Genomic DNA, 23454 nt, shown 5'->3' on the forward strand with positions numbered 1-23454 from the left:
GTTGCGGCCACCCAATGCACAAAGGAAGTAACCGCCCGTGGCGGCTCTCGTTTGGCCTGGGGACATGGGACCCTAAATGTCCCACCAGGTACGACGGAGGCGCACATGGCGAACCATTCGGCTCTCACCGGCTGGCAGATCCGCATCCACATCGCGGACGCACGAATCAGGATGGGGCTCACCCAAAGGGCCCTCGCGATTCTGCTGGGCATCAGTGAGGGGACGATCCGCAACTGGGAGAACGGTGTCACGATCCCGACCTACGCCGAGATGATCGGCATCGGTCAGACGCTCGGGATGAGCCCGGAGATCACCCAGTTCCTCGCCAACATCGCCAGGGACAAGACGAGCCTCAACCTGGAGACCGATCCGCGGTACAACGCACTGGGCCTCGCCAAGGCCGAACTCCACTACGGCTCCATCTGGAAGTACGAGTCCCACCTCTTCCCGGGCATCGTGCAGACGCGCGCGTACGACAAGCAGGTGCTGCAACCGGCCGAGGGCATGACCGACGAGGAGACCGAGTTCGGCGCCGACTTCAAGCAGGAGCGGCAGGAGGAGATCCAGCTCCGCACCGACAACTACCGGATGAGCATCATCATGGGGGCGACCTGCTTCTACGACCTCAAGGTCATGGAAGCCTCCGACCGCCGCGACCAGATCGAGGCCCTGCGAGAGTGGAACTCCCGGCCCAACTGGGAGATCCGCGTCATGAACGGGCCGAGCAATCTCGGCAGTCCGTTCAGCGTCTACGTCCCCGGGAAGAGTCCGACCGCCGGGCCGCCGTTCACCTACGTTCAGATCCATGACCGGAGCTGGTGCATCGAGGAGCTGGCGCGGGCCACGGGATACCATGGGCGCATCAAGGGGAACTGGACCCGCTGCGACCAACTGGAGGAATTCCTCGATGCAGAACGTAACCGCTTGGCGTAAGAGCACCCGCAGTGGCGGCGGTGGCAACTCGGACTGCGTGGAACTTCGCCGTTCATGGCGGAAGAGCAGTCTCAGCAGTAGCGGTGGCGGTGGCAACTGCGTGGAAATCGCTCCTTGCAAGGATGCTGGATTCCATCTTCGGGACTCGAAGCTCGGCGACGGCTCTCCGCTGTTCGACCTGGGTGAACGCGATCTAGTAGCCCTCATTCGAACGCTCTGAGCGCCATAAGGATCAGCATCTCGACATCCTCGTCATCCATAGGGCGGCCGATCATGCCCATGCGGTGAAGCAGGGTCCCCGTGATGACGTCGATGAACAACAGAATCCGCTGTTCGGACTCACCGAGATAATCCTTCAACATCTCCAGATAGGGCGCCTGGAAACGGGTGCTCAGCAGTTCCCGTAGAGCCGGGTCGTTGACCGCGTCGCTGAAGACCCCAGCGAAGGCGGCGCCGACACCCGGCTCTCCGATTTTCCCCGCGAGCCAGCGCACCGCGCCCGCGAGCGTCGCCGACTGGTCCTCCCCCAGCTCGGGCATCGGGCTGAAGACGTCCAGCAGGCAATCGATGATCAAGGCCCCCTTCGAGGGCCAGCGCCGGTAGAGCGTGGTCTTCGCAGTCCCCGCCCCCGCCGCGATCCGATCCATGGTCGCCCCCGCATACCCGAGCTCCGCGACCGTCCGCAGCGTCGCCGCGAAGACCACGGCGTTCAAATCCGACCGGGGCCGCCCGGCCGAAGAGGCAGTAGATGATGGCACCCGGACAGGCTAGCGCCAACGGCCGGGCCGACAGCGCATCCGCCTCGATCGGGTCCGCGGAGACAGGACGGCTCAGGCGTTCACGGCGTGTTCGACGAACTGGCCGCAGGCGCGGAATCCCAGGCGGCGGTACACGGGCTCGCCCTCGGCCGACGCCTGAAGGACCGCGATGCGGTGGTTTCGCTCGCGGGCCGATCGGAGGGCCGCGAGCGTGATGGCGCCGCCGTACCCGCGTCGGCGGTGGGCGGCCAGGGTGGCGATGTTGTAGATCCCGGCGACTCCTGCGTGGTAGAAGACCTCCGCGGAGCAGACCGGACGGTTCTCCATGTAGCCCACCAGGTACCGGGCCGGGCTGGTCGCAGCGAGCGCCTGCGGAGCGGCCCGGGAGAAGAAGTCGCGCACGGTCGCGGCGGGCGGGTCCCAGTTCGCGGCGATGACCGTGGCGTAGTCGGCGAGCTGCTCTCGCGTGGTCACGTTGCGGATGTCCAGGCCCTCGGCCGTAGGAGGCGGCGGGGCGTCGTCCAGTTCGGCCCACATGGCCGTCTCGCGTTCGGACTCCGGCAGACCGGCTGCCGTGAGTCGGGCGGTGAGGTCGGTGGGTGTCGAGGCGGGCCCTACCCACCAGGAGAAGCCGCGCCCGGTGTCGGCGAGTGTCCGGATGGTCTCGGCGATGCGGGCCGCAGCATCGGCGGCGGTGAAGCGGGCCGCGGCGACGATGTTGAACGTGTCGTCGTCCAGGCCGCTGTCCGCGATCAGGAGGTCGCCGGTCTCCGCGACGGTCGCGCCGGGCAGGTCCCGGTGCAGGTGGCAGGCGTGTTCGGCGAGGTTCCGTTCCATCCTGTCCATCAGGTCAACTTCATTGGGGAAAGAGTCGCGCATAAGGATGAATCCCAGCACGGCCGAGCGGGGACCGCACGTCATTTGAACGCGGTCGTGTGGCATGCCCTCCAACATTACGCTACCATCAGTAGCGTATTCGAGATCGGAGGAAGCCATGACCCTGAAACCCCACCTCGGCGTCCGAATCCTGATGAAGGACAAGGTCGATTGGTCGGCGATCGGCCCCGAAGAGGTCGTCGCGATGCGCGCGAAGTCCGAGAAGCTCATGTCCTCGCCCCTGCTGCGGTTCGTGACCGGGCGGCCCGACCCGGGCGCTCGGGTCGAGGAGCGGTTCCTCGACCTGCCCGGGCGGCGTTTGCGCCTGCGGGCGTTCCGGCCCGTGCGCGCGGAGGGGCCGCTGCCGCTGGTGCTGTCGTTCCACGGCGGCGGGTTCATCGGCGGACTGCCCGAGCAGAACGACTGGGTGAACAGCGGGATGTCGGCCGCGCTGGGCGCGGTCGTGGTCGGCGTGGACTACCGCCTCGCTCCCGACCACCCGGCACCGTCCGCAGTCGATGACGGCATCGCGGCCATCGAAGCACTCGCCGAAGACCCCTTCGGCTGGAACCTCGACCCCGAGGCCATCGCGGTGTTCGGGGAGTCCGCCGGGGGGACGATCGCCGCCCTCCTGGCCCTGCGCTCTCGCGAGACAGGCCCCCGTGTTCGGGCTCAGGTCCTCGCCAACCCGGCTACGGACTGGTCAGCGACAATGACCGACTACCCCTCGGTAGCGCGCAACGCCCACCACCCGGGGCTGTCGGTCCCCAAGTTCCTCAAGTCCGCCGAGCTGGCGTTCCCGGCCGGGATCGACCAGGCGGCCTACTCCCCCGCGGTGTTCCCGGACCTCCAAGGCACCCCGCCCACCCTCGTGGTGGTCGGCGCCCTCGACGCGGCCCTGGACCACGGCACCCGCTACATCGACCGCTTGCGGGCCGATGGAGCAGAAGCCCGAATCGCGGTGTACCCCAGAGCAACTCACGGCTTCATCAGCACCCCAGGCCTGGTCCCCGCCGCAAAACTCGCCCGGTCCGAGACCGTCTCGTTCCTTGCCGAACACCTCCGCGCGCAGGTTCCGCGCTAGGGGCGCCGCCCGTTGCAGTTGCTTCGCTGAACTCAATGTGCGGCCCTCCTGTCCGCCATGGCGGCTTCCCGCCGTCTTGGTTCCCCGGGCCAGGACGGATTCCTGTCGGGGGTGTCGCCGCTCCATGCGGGCGCGGTGGCACCCGGCAGGGTAGTGGCATATGGCATGCGGCCTGTGCAGTACGGTGCCGTGCAGTGCCGCGCGCTGAAAGCATTGCCGGTGCCGGGTCCTCTAATGCCCGGCTGGTGGCGCCGCTGCTCGCGCTGGCGTACTGGCTACTGGCGTACTGGCGTTGTGCTCGGCCGTGAACGGTCGCTTCGGTGGTCCGGTCGTGTGCCTCGTAGCGGACACTGCCTGCGGTCGGGGTGATCCCTCCCCCAGGTCCCCCGCCCGGTGACGCCCTCGCGGGTCGTCGGCTGCTGCGGGTCCCGATAGCACCATCAGGATGAGATCTACATGCGATGGCCCCGGTTCATTGCGGGCCTGCGCGCCTCGGAAATTGTCCGGTATGCCGGTCGGCCAGAGGCTTGGCTTAGTCTGCTTACACCGCCCGACACCTGTACGATTTCCCTGTCCTTGTGCGTACCCCAATTCTCCCTCGCACAACCCCGACTGTCATCACCCACACGCGTACAAACCACTCACATTCCGCCCCCGAACCCCAACCGCCCCAAGGCAACCCGCCCGACCGAACCACCCTCCCACCCCTTCGTCGCCGCCCGCTCGAACCCCGCCCACGACCTACCGCAAAGCCGCGCTCCCTCCCCGCCCCCACCTGCCGCCTACGCGCCGCGAGCGCGAATCTCGGCGTAGACCCTCGTGTTCCTATAGGCCGTGAAGGTGGCCTCCTGCGGGCTGGCCGTTCGCGCGATGAGGTCGCAGGCTTCTTGGAAGCGGTCCACGGCCTCGACGGTCCGGCCCTGGAGGAAGACGGCCGTGCCAAGCTCGAAGACGGTGCGGTGCCGGAGTTTGCCGAGGTGCTTGTCCTGGTCATCGCCGTCGGCCCCAAGTCGTTGCAAAGCATCACTCAGCACGCCCTCAGCATCCTCCGGCTTGCCGTTGGCGAGCTGGCATGCCGCAGTCGTGACCGCGAGGAAGCCGGTCTCCCAGTCGGCGTCGCCGGGGATGGCCTCGGCGGGGTCCCCTGGCCGGCGGCGGGCCTCCTCCAGGAGCGGGAGGGCGGTCTCGACCTCCCCGGCCTCCATGAGGGCGGCGCCCACGAGCTGGGCGAAGAGGAGCTGCTCATCGTCGTTGAGGCCCAGGGAGTTCCGGTCGCGCACGAGCGAGCCGAGGGTCTCGGCGAACTGCTCGTGGCGGCCGGAGGCGCGGAGGCGCTCGGCGAGGTCCTGCATGGCGAAGGCGTACGGGAGACCGCCGAGTTCGCGCATCTGCTCGGCCTGGAAGCGGATGCGCGCGATCTTGCGGAGGGCGCGGGCGCCGCCGATCGGGCGCTCCTCGGCCTGGATGATCTTGAGGCCGCCGACGACCGGGGACTTCGGGCCGTGGATGACGCTGGCCTCGCGGATGACGTACCCGAGGTGGTCGCGCAGGCGGCGCGCGCCGGTCCCCGCGCGGAAGAGGGCCTCGGCGTAGCGGGCGCGCACGTCGGTGAGGAGCGGGTCGAGGCGGGAGAGGTGCGACTCGGCGGCGTTGAGGGCGCGGACCGCGTACCGCACCCGGGCGCGGTCGGAGACGCTGTAGCCGTGGTCCTCGTCGTCCTTGACGAACTCCTTGAGCTGCGTCGTCTTCAGCTCGTAGCGCTCCTGGTCGGTCTTGCCGTACACCACTGTGGGCCTCCCCGGTCGTCCGCGCTCCACGGTGGACGCACGGCGGCGGGCCCGGTCCGGCGGCGACCGGTCCCGCCGACGTACTCGATGCTAGATGAACCTCCAGAGGTGGTCGGCGGTGCCGTTGTCGTCCCACAGGACGATCTGCGCGCCGGAGGCGGTCGAGGCCCCCGAGACGCCGAGGACCCGGCCCCCGTTGGCGCACTGGATGCGGAAGGCGTTCCCGCTGCCCCAGCGCAGGCGCCAGCGGTGGTCCGCAGTGCCGTTGTCGTCCCACTGCACGACGCGGGAGCCGTTGGCGGTGGCGGCGTTCTCGACGCCGAGGACCTTGCCGCTGTTGGAGTTGCGCAGCTTGAAGTAGCCGCCGGTGTCGAGGGCCGCGGTCCACAGGTGGTCGGCGGTGCCGCTGTCGGCCCACTGGATGGCGAGGCCGCCGTTGGCGGTGGACATGTTCTGCACGCCGATGACCAGGCCGCTGTTGACGTTCTGGATGCGGCGGGCCCCGGCGGGGACGAAGCGCCAGCGGTTGTCGGCGGTGCCGTCGTCGGGGGCCTGCACGGCCTGGGCCCCGGCGGCGGTGGAGGCGCCGGAGACGCCGAGGAGCTTCGAGCTGTTGGAGTTGCGGAGCTTGTGCGTGCCGTCGCCCTGGTCGACGGGGGTCCAGAGGTGGTCGGCGGTGCCGTTGTCGGACCACTGGAGGGCCGGGGCGTTGTCGGCGGTGGACATGTCCTGGATGCCGAGGACCTTGCCGCTGTTGCGGTTGCGGATCTTCAGGGCCGAACCGGAGACGACCAGCTCCCAGAAGTGGTCGGCGGTGGAGGTGTCGTTCCACTGCACGGCCAGGCCGCCGTCGGCGGTGGACATGTCGCGCACGCCGAGCACGAGGTTCGAGTTCGCGTTGTAGAGCTTGTAGGCGGGGGCGTCGGTGCTGCCGCCGCCGGTGTTCCAGTAGACGGTGTAGTTGTGGCCGTGGGCGTCGTAGAACGGGCCGAGGTTCACGCTGGCGCCGTTCGCGGTCGCGGTGAACGCGAGCGAGGAGGCGCTGGTGCGCTGGATCGACTCGGGTTCGAGCACGGGCAGGGCACTCAGGGCCGTGGACCCGTAGTTGCCGGAGAGGACGGTGGGGCCGAAGACCGCCGCCGCGACTTCAGCGTTGTCATTCGAGGGCTCGACGACGAGCCGCATGGGGAGCTTGAGGGTCACCGTGTCGCCGGAGGCCCAGGCGCGGGTGAGGGTCGCGTACGTGCCGGGGGTGGTGTCGATCGACTGGACCGCGCCGTTGACGGCGACCGTCGCGCCCTGCGTCCACGAGGGGATGCGCAGGCGCATCGTCCACGAGCCGCCGGTGGGGCCGGTGACGGTGAGGGTGGTCGTGTCGGAGACGGGGTAGGCCGTGGACTGGGCGACGGTGATGCCGCGCTCGGACCAGGTGAGGGTCGAGGGCGTGAAGAGGTTGACCCACAAGGTGGTCCCGGCGTACCAGTACACCGAGTCCATGAGCTTGGTGAACGTCTCGATGCCGGTGCCCTGGCAGCACCAGAACGAGTTGTAGTCGGTGGACCAGGTGCCGCCGCCCCAGGCCGGGCCGACCCCGCGGCGACCGCCCGCCTTCAGGGGCGTGAAGTAGGTGATGTGGCCGTGGGCGCTGCCCGGGTCCTGCCAGCCGATGAGGTGGTTGAGGAGGGCCCGCTCGAAGAAGTCGAAGTAGGAGGCGTCCTCGGGGTCGAGCTGCCACAGTTCGCGGGTCAGCTTGAGCATGTTGTAGGAGTTGCAGCCCTCGCAGGTGTCGTTGTCGAGGTAGGACGCGATGGCGTTCGCGGGCCGGAAGTGCTCGGCCTCGGAGTTGCCGCCGATCGCGTAGGTGTGGGCGCTGGTGACGATCGACCAGAAGTTGTCCGCGATGTTGCGGTACCTGGTGGTGCCGGTGGCCTTGTACTCGCGGGCCGCGCCGATCGCCTTGGGCACCTGGGTGTTCGCGTGCAGGCCATTGAGCGCGTCGGTGCCGTTCGCGAGCGGGTCGAAGACGGAGGCGTGGTCGAAGCGCTGGGCCGCGGCGAGCCAGCGCGCCGTCCCCGTCTGCTGGTAGAGGTCGGCGAGGACGGCGTTCATGCCGCCGAACTCGGTGCGCAGCACGTTCTGCATCTGGGTGGAGGTGAGGCGGGCGGTGCGGGTGTCGACCCAGCCGGCGAGGGCCAGGAGCACGTCGCGGGCCTGGTTGTTCTCGTTCAGGCGCCAGACGTCGAGGAGGCCCGCGAGGGTCTTGTGGACCACGTAGTACGGGACGTTGCCGTTGGAGAGGGTGCCGTTTTCGAGGGCGTTGAAGTCGGATTCGGGGAAGCCGCAGAGGTAGCCGGCGCTGAAGCCGACGGCGGCGTTGTTGTTCTGGCACTTGGCGAGTTCGGCAACCATCGTGTTGGCGCGGTCGCGGCTCGCGGTGTCGCCGAGGACGGCCCAGGCCTGGGCCCAGGCGGTGAGGAAGTGGCCCTGCATGTGGGTGCGGAAGGGGAAGGTGGGGGCGTCCCAGCCGCCGTTGGCGGCGGCGCCGCCGGTGGAGAGGCCGTGGTTGGCGCGGAAGTTGTAGAGGAGGCGGCCCGTGTCGACGTCGCGCAGGTATGAGAGGGTGCGGTTCTGGTTGTCGAGCCAGCGCCCGGCGTCGAGTCTGACGCGGCCGAGTGCGAAGGGCTGCACGAGGTTCCCGATGTCGGTGCGCACGGGGGCGACGGCGGCGTGGGCGGTGCCGGGGGCGGCCACGGCGGTCGCGACGGCGGCTGCGCCGGCGGCTTGGAAGAGGCGGCGTCGACTCAGAGGTGAGGACGGCATAGAGTGCTCCTATCTGGAGTATGTGCACGGTCACATTGATACCAATATATTTATCGATAACACTCGTGTCAACCTGTCCCTCCCTGGATTTGTTGTCGTCATTGACAAATAGGCCCCGCGGTGATTAACCTGCGGGAGTACCCGAACGGTGACGGGACAGGGCAACGGAGCGCAGTTCTCGGAGGGGAACGCATGATCGAGACGACCACCATCCGCGACGACCAGGGCGGCCTGCTGGTCTCCACGGCCCAGGTCGCGACCCACAGATCGGCAAGCTACGCCGACCTGCTCGCGGAGCACCTGGGCCGCAAGGTCCCCGTCGAGCCACTGCCCGGCGGCTACCGGCTCCACTTCGGCATCGGCGAGGGCCTCCTCAACTTCGGCCCCGAGTCCCTCTCCCTCCTCGTGACCGCCGACGACGGCGCGTCCCTCTCCAACCTCCGCGACGCCCTCGCCGTCCACCTCGAACGCCTCGGCCACCGCGACAACCTCCGCGTCGTCTGGCGCTGACCGGGGATCGGCGCCGCCCGCGTCCCCGATGCGGGACAATACGGGCGACGAAGGGGGACAGCGGTGGTGGCGAAGCAGCGGCCGATCGGAGCGCACGTGCCGGTGGGCGGGGGCCTGGTCAAGAAGGGCCTGGCCGAGGCCGACGCGATCGGCGCGGAGGTCGTCCAGATCTTCATCGGCTCCCCGCGCGGGTGGGCCCTCCCGAAGGTGGACGCCGCGGCGGCCGAGAAGTTCCGAAGCGAGTGCGCCGACCGGGGCCTGCCCGTCTACGTCCACGCCTCGTACCTGATCAACCTGGCGTCCCCCGACGAGGACGCCCTCGACAAGTCCGTGGAGCACCTGCGCGCCGCGCTGGCCGCTTCCGCGAAGCTCGGGGCGCTCGGCGTGGTCGTCCACGCCGGGTCCTCCAAGAACGGCGACCGCGATGCGGCCCTGCGCCGCCTCGCGGGCGCGTACGGGGCCGTGCTCGACGGCGCCCCCGACTCGGTGCGGCTCCTCGTCGAGCCCACCGCGGGCGCCGCCAACTCGATGGCCTCCACGTTCGAGTCCACCGCCGAGTACCTTGACGCCGTTGGCATCCCCGAGGTCGGCCTGTGCCTGGACACCTGCCACCTCCACGCCGCGGGCGAACCCCTCGCCGACGCCAAGGCCCTCGCCGCGTCCCTGCGCACCCTCACCGACGACATCGGCCCCGACCGCATCGGCCTCGTCCACTACAACGACTCCAAGGACGCCCGCGGCTCCCGCCGCGACCGCCACCAGACCCTCGGCCAGGGCGTCCTCGGCGACAAGGGCCTGCGCACCGCCGCCCGCACGCCGCTGCTCAAGCACGTCCCCCTCGTCACCGAGACGGACACGCGCGAGCACGACGTGGCCTACGCGAAGAAGCTCGCTAGAGGATGAGGAGCGCCGCGCCGACCGCGGTCATCGCGAGCGTCGCGATCTCGAACTGGCGCTGCTCGACCCGTTTGACGACCGCGCGGCCCGCCAGCGCGCCGACGGCGACGGCCGGAAGGAGGCAGGCGGTGAGGGCGAGCGTGCCCCAGTCGATGAGGCCCAGGCCCACGCTGATCGGGACCTTGAACAGGTTGATCGCCAGGAAGAACCAGGCCATCGTGCCGAGGAACTGGAGCTTCGAGAACCCGGCGAGGAACAGGTACAGGACCATGACCGGCCCGGCGGCGTTGGCGAGCATCGTGGCCGCGCCCGCGGCGGTGCCGGTGAGGCCCGCCGCGCCGTGGCGCAGGAGCGGCGGCAGGTCGGGGGTGGCGTCCTTGTCCTTGCGCGCGGACTTCATCACGAGCTGGAGCACGAGCAGCGCGAGCAGGATCCAGCCGATGAGCGGGCGCACCGCGGCGTCGTCCGTGTAATTGAGGATGAACGCGCCGCCGACGACGCCCGCGACCGCCCAGGGCGCGAGGCGGGCGAGCATCCGCCACTCGACGTGGCGGGAGTAGTAGCGGATGGCGAACAGGTCACCGAGGATGAGCACGGTCAGGAGCGCGCCGGTCGACTCCTTCGCGGGCATGACCGCCGCGAACAGCACGATGGCGATCGAGGAGCTGCCGCTGATCCCGGCCTTCGCGAAGCCGACGAGGAGGGCGCCGGCCGCGAGCGCGGTCCAGGCGAGGGCGTCGTGCGGTAGGGCGGTCACGGTTCCCGATCCTCGCATGTGCGATCATCCGGCGACCGCGAGAAAGGGACCGCATGACATTGACCACCTGGTACTTCGAGATGCGCGACCGCGCGGACCTGCACGCCGCGAAGGCCCCGGCCGAGGCCGTGTCCGTGGTGCGGGCCGAGATCCCGAGCGTCGAGTACAGCGCTTTCCTGTACACCGCGGTCGGCGCGGACTGGAACTGGACGGACCGCCGCGTCTGGTCCGGGGACGAATGGCGCGCCTACCTGGAGCGGCCGGGTGTCGAGACCTGGGTGGGGTACGTGCGCGGCACCCCGATCGGGTTCGCGGAGCTCGACGGCTCCAACGCCGGTGAGGTCGAGCTCGCGTACTTCGGGCTGCTGCCGGGGTTCATCGGGCAGGGCTTCGGCGGGCACCTCTTGAGCGAGGGCATCGCGCGGGCCTGGACGCTCCACGAGCGGTGGCCGTCCCTGGCCGCGCCCGCGCGGGTGTGGGGCCACACCTGCACGGACGACTCGCCTGTGGCGCTGCGCAACTACGAGTCCCGGGGCTTCCGCGTGTACCGGACCGAGGAGACCTAGACCGGCCTGACCGGTTGGCGCAGCACGGTTTTCAGCTTGGCGGGCTCGGTGCGGCGGGGGTCGCTGAGGTAGACCTCGTGGTGGTCGCCGTTGAAGGTGAGGCCGTGCTCGGGCATGTAGGCGTTGTGGAGGCGGTCGAGCGTCGGCCCCTCGTCGTCGTAGGAGCCGTGGTGGAGGATCTGGACGCTGGGGCCCTCGTTCAGGGTGAGGACGCGGAGCTTCTCCAGGGCCGGGTTGTCCTTCTTCTCGGCGGCCTTGGCGACCGCTGCTCGGACCTGGTCGTCGGTGATCCACTCGGGGAGGCTGATGATCATGGTCCAGTCCCAGTCCTTCTTGCGGCGCTCCACGAACGCCGCGAGGTCCGCTGAGCGCCAGAGCCCTTCGAGCGGGCCCACGGTGAAGTCGCGGCCGTCCGCTTTGCTCGCGAACTTCAGGGCGTACGCGGTGCTGTAGAGGGCTTCGACGGCGTCGCCGTAGGCGGCGCCCGCGTTCGGGTCGCCGTGGCCGTCCACTGCGAGGTAGCGCAGTTCGGGGACCTCGACGAGGGCGAAGTCCTTCGCCGAGGGGGCGTAGAGGTCCTTGCGGGCCTTCTTGACGTCGTACTTGTCCATGGCGGTCTCCTGCTCGTAGGTCGTCAGCGTGGTGTCGGCCCAGGCGATCTCGGCGGTGAGCATCGCCTCGCTGTAGTCGAAGATCCCGCGGGCCGCGGCGGGGAGGGGTTCTTGGGCAGCGCGGATCGCGCGCAGTTCGGCGAGGCGCTCGGCGAGCGCGGTGCGGCGCTCGGCCAGCCCCGCGGCCACCTCCGCGTCGGGCAGCGCGGGGCTGTTCGCCATCGCCACGAGCACGCGGGCGCGCACCGGCGAGGGCGCAGCGAGGGCCTCCCGGGTGGCGGCGGCGCACTGCTCGCGTCCGGTGTCGGTGGCCTGGAAGGGGACCCGCGACTTCGCGGCGGCGCGCGGGCCGACCGCCTCGATGAGGCCGCGCTTGGCGAGCCGGTCGAGCACGTAGTAGATGGAGGAGAACCCGAGCGCGGTCCAGTTGCGCACGCCGCGCTCCTCGATCACGTGCTCCAGTTCGTAGCCGTGGCGCGGGTGCTCCACGAGCAGGCCGAGGATCGTCAGCTCGGCGTCGGTGAGGGCGTCCATGCGCCTATTCTAGTACTAGAATCATGGCGGCGGAGGTGTACGGTCGCCTTCGTCATTTCCGCCCCCGACCCCTGCGAGGAGAACCCGTGTCCGGCAGGACCAAGTTCTACGGCATCATCGCGCTCATCATGGCCCCGTTCATGTTCTACGGCGGTTTCACCATGACCACCTCGGACGACGTGGACTGCGGCGGCCAGACGATGGCCGAAGGCGACATCTGCACCACGTACGACGACGGCAGCTCCACCGACCGCACCCTGGACGAGCAGCGCAGCGACAACAAGGGCACCGGCGTCGTCCTCTTCGTCGTCGGCGCCGGCATGCTGGGCTTCGGCATCTTCACCGTCGCCCAGATCGCCCGCGGCCGCAAGAATCCCGCCCCGGTGATGCACCAGGCCCACCCCGGCCAGTACGCCCCGCAGCCCGGCTACCCGCAGCAGCCGCAGCCGGGCCAGTACCCGCCGCCCGGCGCGTACCCGCAGCAGCAGCAGTACCCGCAGCCGGGGTACCCGCCCCAGCAGCAGGGCCAGTGGCCGCAGCAGCCCCCGCCGGGCTACGGCCCCCGCTGAGACGCGAAACGGCGCGCCCGGTCTCCGGGCGCGCCGTTCTGTGTTCCGCTACGCGCGGCGGGCGCGGACCGCGGCCGCGAGCTCGCCGAGGAGGCGCTCGGTCTCGTCCCAGCCGACGCAGGCGTCGGTGACCGACCGGCCGTACACGAGCGTGTCGAGCGGGCCGGGCTCCTGGCGGCCCGGCTCGATGAACGACTCGATCATGACGCCCGCGATGCCGCGCTCGCCGTGGGCGATCCGGTCGGCGAGCTCGCGCACGACCTCGGCCTGGCGCACGTGGTCCTTCCCGGAGTTGGCGTGGCTGGCGTCGACCACGAGGTGCTCGGCCATGCCGTGCTTGGCGAGGAGCGCCAGCGCGTCGCGCACGTCCTCGGGCCCGTAGTTGGGGCCGCCGCGCCCGCCGCGCAGGATGATGTGGCAGTCGGGGTTGCCGCTGGTGGAGACGATGGAGGCGCGGCCGTCCTCGTCCACGCCGAAGAACGTGTGCTCCCCCGCGGCCGAGCGGCAGCCGTCGATCGCGCCGCCGAGGTCGCCGTCAGTGGAGTTCTTGAAGCCGATGGGCATCGACAGGCCGGAGGCGAGCTGGCGGTGGACCTGCGACTCCGTGGTGCGCGCGCCGATCGCGCCCCACGAGACGGCGTCGGCGATGTGCTGCGGGCTCAGCGGCTCCAGGAACTCGCAGCCGACGGGCAGGCCGGTGTCGAGCACGTCGAGGAGCACGCGGCGGGCCAGGCGCAGGCCGGTCTCGATGTCGTGGGTGCCGTTCAGGTGCGGGTCGTTGATGAGGCCCTTCCAGCCGACGGTGGTGCGGGGCTTCTCGAAGTAGACGCGCATGACGACGAGGAGGTCGTCCGCGAGCGGGGCCGCGGCGGCGGCGAGGCGGCGGGCGTAGTCCTGGGCGGCGGCCGGATCGTGCACGGAGCAGGGGCCGACGACGAGGAGGAGCCGGTCGTCGTCGCCGGTGAGGACGTCGTTGACGGCGGCGCGGCTGTGCGCGACGAGGGCGGCGCGGTCGGGTCCCAGCGGCAGTTCGCCGCGGAGGACGGCCGGGGCGACGAGCGGCTGGAAGCCGCGCACGCGGAGGTCGCTGGTCTGCGGGGCGTTGGCTGGCGTGCTCATCGAGCGGGAGTCTCCTCTGGTGTGCAGAGGCGGGTGGGAATCCACTCAGAGCTGCCCGGTGCCAGGCCCGCCTCAACGACGAACGGCAGAGACGGATGTCTCTGCCGCGTGGCTCCGGGTGTCCGTGTGGTCAGCGCAAGTGACCGCGGGCTCCACCCGGAGCCTGCGTAAAGCGCTGATACCAGCGGACGGCGGACATGCGGGAACCGTAGCACACGGTTCCCGCACGCCGCGAACTCGACTAGTAGGACAGGCCGTGCCCGAACCGGAAGCGCGGGTCCTCCGTGTCGAAGGGCACGTCGGGACGGCTGGCGGCGACGGCCTCGGTCGAGGAGGGCACGTCGAACGGGAGCCTCCCGCGCGGCTGGTCCTTCCCGGTGAGGACGTCGAGGAGGGCCGCGGAGCTGGTGCCGTAGGTGGCGGTGAGCGCGGCGGCGGTGTCGGCCACCGGGCCGAGGACCGCGGGGCGGTCGAGGAACACGTCGACCGCGGTGGGGACGGCGGCGGCGACCTTCGCGAGGTGCGCGAGCGTCTCGTCCGGGAAGTCGAGCGACCCGGCGTGGAAGAAGTTCTCGAACACCGTGCCGCGCTCCTCGAAGGGCGCCTGGAGCCGGATGACGGCCGCGTCCGCCTCCTCGGGGGTGGGCACGACGGTGCCGTACGCGGCGGCCGTCTCGGCGTCGATGCCCTCGACGTACAGCTTGAGGCCCTTGCGCAGCGGCAGCGTCCCGTCGTTGGTCAGCAGCGTGACGGAGGCGCGCTGAGCGGCCTCACCGGCGGCGAGGAACTCGGGCGAGCCGACGGTGCGCTCGGCGGCGTCCTCGTCCACGAACGGGTGGTCGAACAGGCCGAGGACGAACTTCTCGCGCAGGAGGCGGCGCGCGGAGGCGTCGAGGCGCTCCTCGCTCACTTCACCGGCTTTGACGATGTCCACCAGGAGGTCCGGGATCGCCTCGCCGCCGAACTGGTCGGCGCCCGCGTCGAGGATCTTGACCATCCGCTCGCGCGGGGTGAGGTGCTCGACGCCCCAGGCGCGGGCCGGGAACGGCTGGCCCATGATCTCGGAGTCGGAGATCAGGCCCCAGTCGGTGCAGACGATCCCGTCGAAGCGGTACCGCTCGCGCAGGAGCCCGGTGATGACGGACTTGTTGAAGCCGAAGCCGACCTCCTCGTACTCGGTGCCCACGGGCATCCCGTAGTACGGCATGATCTGCGAGACGTTCGCCGCGAACGCGGCCGCGAAGGGCTCCAGGTGCTGCTCGAACCTCCCGCCGGGGTAGACCTGCTCGCGCCCGTACTGGAAGTGCGGGTCCTCGCCGTCCTTCTGGGGGCCGCCGCCGGGGAAGTGCTTCGCCATGGCGGCCACGGACTCCGGGCCGAGCTCGGGGCCCTGGAAGCCGCGGATGTAGGCCGCGCCGAGGCGCGAGACGGTGGCCGGGTCCTCGCCGAAGGTGTTGAGCTGGCGGGCCCAGCGCGAGTCCGTACTGATGTCGATCTGCGGGTGCAGGGCGACGCGGATGCCCACGGCGGTGTACTCGCGGCGGGCGATGTCGCCGAACCGCTCCACCAGGCCCTCGTCGCCGAGGGCGCCGAAGCCGAGCATGTCGGGCCACTGCGAGAACGCGCCGGAGGCCAGGGCGGCCAGGGGGTTGTCGCTGAAGGCGTGCCGCGGGTCGGTGGAGACCGTGACCGGGATGCCCAGGCGGGTCCGCAGGGCCGCCTCCTGGAGGCGGTTGTGCCAGCGCGCCCCCAGGCGGGCCGAGGGCATGCCGCCGAGGAGGTTGAAGTGGCTCATCAGGAGCCCGTTCACGTACTCCTCGTTGGAGGGGCCGCCGAACATCGGGTCGGGGCCGGCGAGCTCGCCGTCCGTGCTCGGGACGATCATCGTGTGGAAGAACAGCCCGGCCTTCTCCTCCAGGGTCATCTGGGAGAGAAGGATCTCGACGCGGTCTGCCACGGGCAGTGCGGCGTCCTTGTAGCGGGTGTCTAGATCGGACATTGCGGTTTCCCTTCCTACTTCACGGCTTTGATGCGGTAGACCAGGACGGCGCCCGCCAGCGCGACGACCGCGCCGAACAGGTACCAGAACGGGTAGCCGCCGAGGGGGGTCGCGCCGCCGACGGCGAGGATCGCGGGGGCGATGGCCGGGGCGATCGACTGCGGCAGGGCGTTGGCGATGTTGAGGACGCCGAGGTCCTTCGCGGTGTCGTCGGGGTTCGGCAGGACCTGGGTGGCGAGGGCGAGGTCCACGGAGAAGAACGCGCCCGCGCCGAGGCCGATGACGCCTTGGGCGAGGATCACGACGCCCACGCTGGGGGCGAACGCGAGGATGGCGAGGCCGATCGCCATGACGGCGCCCGCGAAGGCGACGGGGGCGCGGCGCTTGCCGAGGCGGTCGGAGACGATCCCGCCGATGGGGCTGGACAGGGCCATCATGACCATCGAGGCGAGGTTGGCGAGCAGGATCGTGGAGACGGCCTCCTTCTCGCTCAGGCCGAAGCCCTCGGTGAGGTAGTACGGCAGGTAGGCGGCGATGCCCGCGTACCCGAACATGACGAGGAACTTGGTGAGCCAGGTCCACCCGAAGTCGGGGTGCTTGACCGGGTTGAACACGAAGGAGCCGAGGAACCGGCCGAGGGTGAGGCGCTGGGCGGGCTTCTCTTCGAGGACGCGGTCCTTGAGGGTCAGCGCGAAGAGCGTGCAGAGGACGACGGCGAGGGCGGCGGGGACGGTGAAGCGGGCGAAGTCGCCGTCGATGAAGTTGACCAGGAACGAGCCGCCGAGGATGCCCAGCGGGGTGGTGATGCCGACGATGCCGGAGGTCTTGCCGCGGCGTTCGGCGGGGACCTGGTCGGGGAGGGTGGCGTTGGCGGCGGCCATGACGGCGTTCAGGGCGGCCTGGGCGACGCACCAGCCGAGGAGCACGAGCCACACGGACTGGGCGGCGCCGATGAGGGCGAGGGCGAGGAAGCCGGTGAGGACGCCGCCGACGATCCAGGGGCGGCGCATGCCGAAGCGGGAGGTGGTGCGGTCGGACAGGCGGCCGACGAGGGGGTTGGCGACGAGGGCGAAGAACGCGCCGACGCCGAGGACCAGGCCGAGGGAGGAGGCGGCCTCCTCCGGGGTGGCGGTGAGGTGCTGGACCTTGAACGCCATGGAGACCATGACCGGGGTCAGCAGCGCCACGTAGAGGCCGAAGTTGGCTCCGGCGAGCGCGAAGGGGTACGAGCGCGGTTCACGGGCGGGAGCGAGGGGCGCTTCGGCCGTAGGTGACGTCGTCGTCATCGGGGGACCTTTCTTCAGAGGGGGCTCCGTCGCCCCCGCTGACAGGACTGTAGCTCGAAACCTGACCGACTGGTTAGCTTTTTGGCCTCGGAATTTCCGCGAGGGCGTATAGGCTTGGCGGCGCGGCGCATCCGTGCCGCTTCGATGCAGTACCGCCCGCAAGGAGCCCGCGTGCCCGAAGTGCGCCGCTACGCCCCCGGCCTCGCCCGCCGGGAGGAGCTGCTCGACGCGGCCCGCGACCTGTTCGCCGCCGAGGGCTTCAGCGGCGTCTCGCTGCGCGGCATCGCCGCCAAGGCCGGGATCTCGCACGCCTCGCTCCTGCGCTACTTCGCCTCCAAGGACGAACTCCTCCTGGCACTCCTGACGCGCTGGGAGGACGCCAACCAGGACTGGTACGACGCGCACGCCGACCTGCCGCCGTGGGTCGCCGTCCCGGCGCTGGCGCGGCGCAACGCCGAGGTGACCGGGTACGTGGAGCTGTTCGCGGCCCTCACCGGGGACGCGGCCTCGGCCGGGCATCCCGCGCACGAGCACATGCGGCGGCGGTACGAGCAGCTCCGTTCCCTCAGCCACGGCGAGCACGCCGTGGACTCGGCGCTCATCGCCGTGTGGGACGGGCTCCAGATCATGTCGCTGTACCTCGACGGCCTCGACGTGCCGTCCGAGCTCGACGCGTACTACGCGCGGCCGCAGGGCCCCGGCGGCGACCTCGCGGCCCCGGCCCCGGCCGCCGAGGCGGGCATGGTCGTGGCCGTCCAGGACGGGCCGGTCGCCGAGGAGTCGGGGTACGCGCCCGGGCGCGAGCGGCGCGCGAAGATCCTCGACTCGGCCACCGAGCTGTTCGCCGAGCGCGGGTTCTCCTCGACCTCCCTGAGCGACATCGCCTCCCGGGTCGGGTCCTCCAAGTCGACGCTGCTGCACCACTTCGGGTCGAAGGACGCGCTGCTGACCGCGGTGCTCACCCGCCGCGACGAGCGCGTCAACGACCGTATCCGGGAGCCCTTGGCGCCCAGGGCGTTCCTGCGGGAGGTCGTGGCGGGCGCGCGCGGCGACAGCGCCCGGCCGGGCCTGGTCGAGCTGTACACGGTCCTGTCGGGCGAGGCGACCGCGCTCGCGCACCCGGCCCACGGGTACTTCAAGCGGCGCTTCGCCTGGGTGACCGCGCACTTCGCGTCGGTCTTCGCGATGCTCCAGGCCAGCGGCCAGATCGGGGCCGACCGCGACCCGCGCCGCGAGGCCGCCTGGTTCACGGCATTGTGGGACGGGCTCCAGGTGCAGTGGCTGTACGACCCGGCGTCGGTGGACGTGGACGCGGAGCTGAAGTCCCATCTGGAGCGCCTGCTGCTCCCGTGACCATTGGGGCGCAAGGGTTTCAACGGACTAAAAGGGCATCGCCCGCGGGCTGCGACAATTCGGTGCGTTCTTTACAATCCTGAGGGGAACCGAGCGATCACCGCTCTCGGATCCCTTCGACTGGAAGGACTTCCGGCTTGAGACCACTCACCCGCACCCTGGCGGCGGCCGCGTCGGCCGCCGCCCTCACCCTGACCCTCCTCGCCGCCGCACCGCTCGCCGCGAGCGCGAACCGCGGCGGCATCGACTGGGGGCCCTGCCCCGACGTCGACCCCGCCGAGGCCGTCGAGTGCGCGACCATCAAGGTCCCGCTCGACTACGACCGGCCCTGGCGCGGCACGATCGAGATCGGCCTGGCCAAGCGCGAGGCCCTGAACCCCGACGAGAAGATCGGGACCGTCCTCATGGACCCGGGCGGGCCCGGCGGTTCCGGCGCCGGCTCGGTCATGAACGGCAGCCCGCTCACCGGCGAGGCCGCCGAGAAGTTCGACATCGTCGGCTTCGACCCGCGCGGCGTCAACACCAGCACGCAGGTGCTGTGCAGCGAGGACGCGCTCCTCGCCGCGGTCGGCGCGCCGTTCCCCACCGACCAGGAGTCGTGGGAGGCCCGCGAGGACGCGAACGCCGCGCTCACCGAGGACTGCCGCGAGCACACCGGCCGCCTGTTCGACCACGTCTCGAACCTGGAGACCGTCCAGGACATGGAGCGCATCCGCCGCGCGCTCGGCGAGGGCAAGCTCAACTTCCTCGGGTACTCGTACGGGACCCTCATGGGCCAGCAGTACGCCGAGCGGTACCCGCGGAACATCCGCACGATGGTCCTGGACGGCAACATGGACCACAGCCTGGAGACCACATGGGACTTCATGCGGACCGAGACCGCGGCCGTGGAGCAGAACTTCAACGAGTTCACCGCATGGTGCGAGTCCGCTCCTGAGTGCGCGCTCCACGGCGAGGACGTCGAGTCGGTCTACGCGGGCATCAAGGAGCAGGCGCGGGCCGGGGAGCTGATCGACCCGTACCTGGGCGAGCCGCTCGACTTCATCACGCTCTCGGAGAACTACACCTTCACCGCCAACTACCCGCAGGGCTGGCCGGCCCTGGCGATCCAGTACGAGGCCATGCGCGACGGCGTGGTCTTCCCGCCCGACGAGGGCGGCGCCGGGCTGCTCCAGGAGGAGCCCGAGCTGTTCGAGTACCTGTACTACCCCGCGTGGTGCCAGGACTGGGGCTGGGACATCGAGGACTACGACGAGTTCGCGTCCCTCGTGGACCGCCTCGCCGAAGACTCGCCCAATGTGGAGTGGTCGTCGTACGACCAGCACGCGCTCACCTGCATCGGCTCCGACATCGACTACACCAACGAGCGCGAGGAGCTCGACGTCCCCCGCTCCGCGCCGCCGATCGTCTTCATCGGCAACGAGCACGACCCGGCCACGGTCTACCCGTGGACGCTGGCCGCGGCCGACCAGGCCGACGGCCACCTCATCACCTACGAGGGCTACTTCCACACCGTCTACGGCGGGTTCTCCCCGTGCGTGGACGACGCGGTGAACGCCTACTTCGTCGACCGGACCGTCCCCGAAGCGGGCCTGAGCTGCCCGAACCTGGACTTCCCGGAGACCTCCGCGCTCTCGGCGCGGCGGACCCCGGTCGGTCCTTACTAGACGGTCGAGACGCGGCGGCCGGGCCCGCGGCCCGGCCGCCGTACTACCATGTGGGAACCGCCGAGCCCGGGAGCGCGCCATGACCGAGACCCACACCGTCGTCAACCAGCCCCCGCCCCTCCTGGGCCGCAACCTCTTCGACGGCAACCGGCCCCTCGTGGAGGCCGCCGCGCGGACGGGCGCCGAGTGGATCGCAGACGACGCGCGGGCGCTCGGGGAAGTCCTCGCCGGACCCGACGCCGCCCGCTGGGCCGAGGAGGCCCACCGGTACCCGCCGGTGCTGCGCACCCACGACCGGTACGGCAACCGCGTCGACGAGGTCGACTTCCACCCCTCCTGGCACCGCTTCATGGGCCTGGCCGTCGAGCACGGCGCGCACGCGATGCCGTGGGCCGAGCCGCGACCGGGCGCGCACGCCGCCCGCGCCGTGACCCTCTCGCTCCTCGCGCAGACCGAGCCGGGGCACTGCTGCCCGATCTCGATGACCTATGCGGCCGTCCCGGCCCTGCGCGCCGAGCCCGCGCTCGCCGCCGAGTGGGAGCCGCGGATCACCTCCCGCACTTACGATTTCGGGCTGCGGCCCGCCGCCGGCAAGGCGGGCGTGCTCCTGGGCATGGCGATGACCGAGAAGCAGGGCGGCTCCGACGTGCGCGCCAACACCACCGCGGCCACGCCCACCGCCGACGGCATGTACGCGCTGCGGGGCCACAAGTGGTTCTGCTCGGCGCCGATGAACGACGCGTTCCTGGTCCTGGCCCAGGCGCCCGGCGGGCTCACCTGCTTCCTGCTCCCCCGCGTCCTCCCCGACGGCACCCGCAATGCGATCCGGTTGCAGCGCTTGAAGGACAAGCTCGGAAACCGCTCCAACGCCTCCGCCGAGATCGAGCTCCACGACGCCCTCGCGCACCGCGTCGGCGACGAGGGCCGCGGCGTCTCGGTCATCATCGAGATGGTCAACCACACCCGCCTCGACTGCGTCATCGCCACCGCCGCCGGGATGCGCCAGTCCGTCGCCGAGGCGACCTGGCACGCCGCGCACCGCAGCGCGTTCGGCGCGAAACTGGTGGACCAGCCGCTCATGACGCAGGTCCTCGCCGACCTGTGCGTCGAGTCCGAGGCCGCCACCGCGGTCATGATGCGCCTCGCGAGCGCCTACGACGCCCCTGGCGACGCCGCGTTCCGCCGCCTCGCCACCGCCGTCGCCAAGTACTGGGTCTGCAAACGCGGCCCCGGCCACGCCGCCGAGGCCCTGGAATGCCTGGGCGGCAACGGGTACATCGAGGAGGCCCCGCTCGCGCGCCGCTACCGCGAGCAGCCGCTCCTGTCGATCTGGGAGGGCTCAGGCAACGTCATCTGCCTCGACGTGCTCCGCGCCCTGGGCACCTCGCCGCAGTCCACGGAGGCGTTCCTCGCCGAGGTCGAGCCCGCCGCGGCCGAGGACGCCCGCCTCGCCGCCCACCTCGACGGCGTCAAGCGGACCCTCATGTCCGGGGTGGACCAGACCGGCGCGCGCCGCCTCACCGAGGACCTCGGGCTCGCTCTCCAGGCGTCCCTGCTCGTGCGCCACGCCCCCGCCGAGGTCGCCGACGCCTTCTGCGCCACCCGCCTCGGGCCCGACCGCGGCCTCGCGTACGGCGCGGTGCCCGTCAAGGCCGCCAAGGAGATCGTGGCGCGGCACCTCCCCGGGTAGCGGGCACCTCGCTTTATCCCCATTTCATGCCAAGGCCGACGCAAATCCAGCCCCACCGGCCCCACTACCACACTCGTATGTCGCTGCGCCGCAAACCGGCTCCCTACAGAAGGTGAACAAGATCTATATTCAGGGGTTGTAGCCACCGCCGGGCCGTGAGTAACCGTCGGCATCGCAACGGAACGGAGCAGCATGGATAACCCCTATGCGAACATCGCCAGCCCCGACGACGCGCGCGCCGCGCTCGCGAATTGGAAAGAGAAGGCCGACAAGATGGCCGCCGACGCCGTCGCGGCCTCCGAGGCGGTCCAGGAGCTCACCGCGATCGGCATGGACCGCAACGGGGCCGTGGCCGTCAAGCTCAACTCCTCCGGGGCCGTCGTCGGCGTCCAGTTCGCCCCCGAGATGCAGCGGATGCAGCTGCGCCACGCCGAACGCCAGTTCATGGAGGCGTACCAGACCGCGGGCCGGAACCTCCTCGAAGCCGCCAAGGCCGCGGTGAACGAGCGCCTCTCCGCGTCCTCCCCCACCGCCCGCGCCCTGGTCGACTCCATCAAGATGCGCTTCCCCGAGCCGGAGGAGGACGAGCAGCCGTGAGCGACCGCTTCGACGTCGTCCCCGACGACCTCCGCGCCCACGCGGCCAACATCGACGCCGTGCGCGCGCGGTTCGCCGACGTGCTCTCCGCGATCGACACCATCGCCCAGGACAACGAGGCGTACGGCATCATCTGCCAGTTCCTGCCCCCGATCCTCGCCGGGCGCCAGGACGAGCAGAAGGAGCTGACCTCGATGGCCGAGGAGAACCTCGACCTCCTCGCCCAGGCCGTGCGCGCCACCGCCGACGACTACGAGTCGGTCGACGAGGCCACGGCCGAGGACTACCGCACCATCCAGAACGAGCTCTAGGAGACGAGTCCGTGAGCGATCTCGTTGCGACCGAAAGCGATGTGCCGGCCCAGCCGGGCGCGGCCTTCGCGGGCGCGGGCATGGTCGAGTCCTATGCGGGCCTGGCCATGGCCATCGACTCCGGGTCCTGGATCGACGCCTCCGTCGCCGGTCTCGGCGTGGCCCTGGAGACCGTCGGCGCCGTCATCGACCCCATCGGCACCCTCGCCGCCGCGGGCGTCGGCTGGCTCATCGAGCACGTCGAGCCCCTCCAAGAGGCCCTCGACATGCTCGCGGGCAACCCCACCCTCGTCGAAGCCCACGCGATGACCTGGGACAACGTCGCCACCGCGTGCTTCGAGATGTCCGAGCAGCTCGCCGCCTCCGTCAAGGCCGACCTCACCACCTGGACCGGCGAGGCCTCCACCGCCTACCACGCCATGGGCGACGCCAACGCCGACGTGGTCGCCTGCGTCGGCGGCACCGCGCTCTCCCTCGGCACCGCCACCCGCGGCGCGGGACAGCTCGTCACGATGGTCCGCGAGTTCGTGCGGGACTTCGTCGCCGAGTGCATCGGGTCCCTCATCGCGTGGGCCGCCGAGGTCGCCTTCACCGTCGGCATCGGCGCCGCCTGGGTCATCCCCAAGGCCGTCATGCGCATCACCGAGTGGGTCGGCAAGATCTTCGGCTGGATCACCGGCCTCATCGACTCCATCACCGCCCTCCGCGACCTCCTCTTCGGGTGAACCCC

Annotated in this window: 22 protein-coding genes; 13 read left to right on the forward strand and 9 right to left on the reverse strand. The window is 70.8% G+C overall.

Annotated elements, in window-relative coordinates; genetic code table 11:
* The first annotated feature begins 105 nt into the window (after nucleotides 1-105).
* Nucleotides 106-933 (forward strand): Scr1 family TA system antitoxin-like transcriptional regulator, encoded by an 828-nt coding sequence (locus ACFFXY_RS24115; RefSeq protein WP_382356621.1) that lies wholly within the window; start codon nucleotides 106-108, stop codon nucleotides 931-933.
* Nucleotides 908-1153 (forward strand): DUF397 domain-containing protein, encoded by a 246-nt coding sequence (locus tag ACFFXY_RS24120; protein ID WP_382356624.1) that lies wholly within the window; start codon nucleotides 908-910, stop codon nucleotides 1151-1153. The genes ACFFXY_RS24115 and ACFFXY_RS24120 overlap by 26 nt, the downstream gene beginning before the upstream one ends.
* Here ACFFXY_RS24120 and ACFFXY_RS24125 read toward each other — a convergent pair.
* A complete protein-coding gene (locus ACFFXY_RS24125) occupies nucleotides 1137-1646 on the reverse strand; it encodes a TetR/AcrR family transcriptional regulator (RefSeq protein WP_446685447.1) in 510 nt (169 codons plus the stop codon). The genes ACFFXY_RS24120 and ACFFXY_RS24125 overlap by 17 nt on opposite strands.
* Before the next feature lie 117 nt (nucleotides 1647-1763).
* Nucleotides 1764-2528 (reverse strand): GNAT family N-acetyltransferase, encoded by a 765-nt coding sequence (locus ACFFXY_RS24130; RefSeq protein ID WP_382356740.1) that lies wholly within the window; start codon nucleotides 2526-2528, stop codon nucleotides 1764-1766.
* A gap of 157 nt (nucleotides 2529-2685) precedes the next feature.
* On the opposite strand from ACFFXY_RS24130, the gene ACFFXY_RS24135 reads away from it, so the two are divergent.
* On the forward strand, nucleotides 2686-3651 hold the full coding sequence (locus tag ACFFXY_RS24135; protein WP_382356626.1) for an alpha/beta hydrolase: 966 nt from the start codon (nucleotides 2686-2688) through the stop codon (nucleotides 3649-3651).
* Between the two features lie 782 nt (nucleotides 3652-4433).
* Here ACFFXY_RS24135 and ACFFXY_RS24140 read toward each other — a convergent pair.
* The gene (locus ACFFXY_RS24140) at nucleotides 4434-5438 is read right to left on the reverse strand and encodes a hypothetical protein (RefSeq protein WP_382356628.1); all 1005 of its coding nucleotides are present in this window, start codon (nucleotides 5436-5438) and stop codon (nucleotides 4434-4436) included.
* Between the two features lie 90 nt (nucleotides 5439-5528).
* Nucleotides 5529-8258 (reverse strand): beta-L-arabinofuranosidase domain-containing protein, encoded by a 2730-nt coding sequence (locus tag ACFFXY_RS24145; protein ID WP_382356630.1) that lies wholly within the window; start codon nucleotides 8256-8258, stop codon nucleotides 5529-5531.
* A gap of 192 nt (nucleotides 8259-8450) precedes the next feature.
* On the opposite strand from ACFFXY_RS24145, the gene ACFFXY_RS24150 reads away from it, so the two are divergent.
* Nucleotides 8451-8768 carry a DUF2218 domain-containing protein gene (locus ACFFXY_RS24150; protein ID WP_382356632.1) on the forward strand — a complete coding sequence of 106 codons (318 nt, stop codon included), beginning with the start codon at nucleotides 8451-8453 and terminating at the stop codon, nucleotides 8766-8768.
* A 63-nt stretch (nucleotides 8769-8831) separates the two neighbouring features.
* On the forward strand, nucleotides 8832-9671 hold the full coding sequence (locus tag ACFFXY_RS24155; protein ID WP_382356634.1) for a deoxyribonuclease IV: 840 nt from the start codon (nucleotides 8832-8834) through the stop codon (nucleotides 9669-9671).
* On the opposite strand, the gene ACFFXY_RS24160 is transcribed toward ACFFXY_RS24155, so the two are convergent.
* On the reverse strand, nucleotides 9661-10422 hold the full coding sequence (locus ACFFXY_RS24160; protein ID WP_382356636.1) for a sulfite exporter TauE/SafE family protein: 762 nt from the start codon (nucleotides 10420-10422) through the stop codon (nucleotides 9661-9663). The two genes, ACFFXY_RS24155 and ACFFXY_RS24160, sit on opposite strands and share 11 nt — an antisense overlap.
* A gap of 53 nt (nucleotides 10423-10475) precedes the next feature.
* On the opposite strand from ACFFXY_RS24160, the gene ACFFXY_RS24165 reads away from it, so the two are divergent.
* On the forward strand, nucleotides 10476-10988 hold the full coding sequence (locus tag ACFFXY_RS24165; protein WP_382356638.1) for a GNAT family N-acetyltransferase: 513 nt from the start codon (nucleotides 10476-10478) through the stop codon (nucleotides 10986-10988).
* On the opposite strand, the gene ACFFXY_RS24170 is transcribed toward ACFFXY_RS24165, so the two are convergent.
* Nucleotides 10985-12133, reverse strand: coding sequence for a GyrI-like domain-containing protein (locus ACFFXY_RS24170; RefSeq protein ID WP_382356640.1), 1149 nt, complete (start codon nucleotides 12131-12133; stop codon nucleotides 10985-10987). The genes ACFFXY_RS24165 and ACFFXY_RS24170 overlap by 4 nt on opposite strands.
* An 86-nt stretch (nucleotides 12134-12219) precedes the next feature.
* On the opposite strand from ACFFXY_RS24170, the gene ACFFXY_RS24175 reads away from it, so the two are divergent.
* Nucleotides 12220-12702: a hypothetical protein gene (locus tag ACFFXY_RS24175; RefSeq protein WP_382356642.1), complete on the forward strand. Its 483-nt coding sequence runs from the start codon at nucleotides 12220-12222 to the stop codon at nucleotides 12700-12702.
* A 48-nt stretch (nucleotides 12703-12750) separates the two neighbouring features.
* Here the strand turns inward: ACFFXY_RS24175 and ACFFXY_RS24180 are convergent, their stop codons facing one another.
* The 3 genes from ACFFXY_RS24180 to ACFFXY_RS24190 all read right to left on the reverse strand — a co-directional run bounded on the left by ACFFXY_RS24180 (nucleotide 12751) and on the right by ACFFXY_RS24190 (nucleotide 17106).
* Entirely contained in the window at nucleotides 12751-13821 is a 1071-nt protein-coding gene (locus ACFFXY_RS24180) for a 3-deoxy-7-phosphoheptulonate synthase (protein ID WP_382356644.1), read from the reverse strand.
* 241 nt (nucleotides 13822-14062) lie between these two features.
* Nucleotides 14063-15820 carry a glycoside hydrolase family 3 protein gene (locus ACFFXY_RS24185; protein WP_382356646.1) on the reverse strand — a complete coding sequence of 586 codons (1758 nt, stop codon included), beginning with the start codon at nucleotides 15818-15820 and terminating at the stop codon, nucleotides 14063-14065.
* Between the two features lie 14 nt (nucleotides 15821-15834).
* Nucleotides 15835-17106 carry an MFS transporter gene (locus ACFFXY_RS24190; RefSeq protein WP_382356648.1) on the reverse strand — a complete coding sequence of 424 codons (1272 nt, stop codon included), beginning with the start codon at nucleotides 17104-17106 and terminating at the stop codon, nucleotides 15835-15837.
* A gap of 171 nt (nucleotides 17107-17277) precedes the next feature.
* On the opposite strand from ACFFXY_RS24190, the gene ACFFXY_RS24195 reads away from it, so the two are divergent.
* From ACFFXY_RS24195 to ACFFXY_RS24220, 6 genes are all read left to right on the forward strand, one after another.
* A complete protein-coding gene (locus ACFFXY_RS24195) occupies nucleotides 17278-18459 on the forward strand; it encodes a TetR/AcrR family transcriptional regulator (RefSeq protein WP_382356650.1) in 1182 nt (393 codons plus the stop codon).
* Between the two features lie 137 nt (nucleotides 18460-18596).
* Nucleotides 18597-20126, forward strand: coding sequence for an alpha/beta hydrolase (locus ACFFXY_RS24200; RefSeq protein ID WP_382356652.1), 1530 nt, complete (start codon nucleotides 18597-18599; stop codon nucleotides 20124-20126).
* A 79-nt stretch (nucleotides 20127-20205) separates the two neighbouring features.
* Nucleotides 20206-21816, forward strand: a complete 1611-nt coding sequence (locus ACFFXY_RS24205) for an acyl-CoA dehydrogenase family protein (protein WP_382356654.1) — start codon at nucleotides 20206-20208, stop codon at nucleotides 21814-21816.
* 192 nt (nucleotides 21817-22008) lie between these two features.
* Nucleotides 22009-22413: a YbaB/EbfC family nucleoid-associated protein gene (locus ACFFXY_RS24210; RefSeq protein ID WP_382356656.1), complete on the forward strand. Its 405-nt coding sequence runs from the start codon at nucleotides 22009-22011 to the stop codon at nucleotides 22411-22413.
* Complete coding sequence (locus ACFFXY_RS24215; RefSeq protein ID WP_382356658.1) at nucleotides 22410-22724, forward strand: type VII secretion target; 315 nt, start codon at nucleotides 22410-22412, stop codon at nucleotides 22722-22724. Before ACFFXY_RS24210 ends, ACFFXY_RS24215 begins: the two co-directional genes overlap by 4 nt.
* A gap of 11 nt (nucleotides 22725-22735) precedes the next feature.
* Nucleotides 22736-23449 carry a hypothetical protein gene (locus ACFFXY_RS24220; RefSeq protein WP_382356660.1) on the forward strand — a complete coding sequence of 238 codons (714 nt, stop codon included), beginning with the start codon at nucleotides 22736-22738 and terminating at the stop codon, nucleotides 23447-23449.
* Nucleotides 23450-23454: the final 5 nt, after the last annotated feature.

It is taken from the genome of Glycomyces mayteni, assembly GCF_042428885.1.
Classification (GTDB): Bacteria; Actinomycetota; Actinomycetes; order Mycobacteriales; family Micromonosporaceae; genus Glycomyces; species Glycomyces mayteni.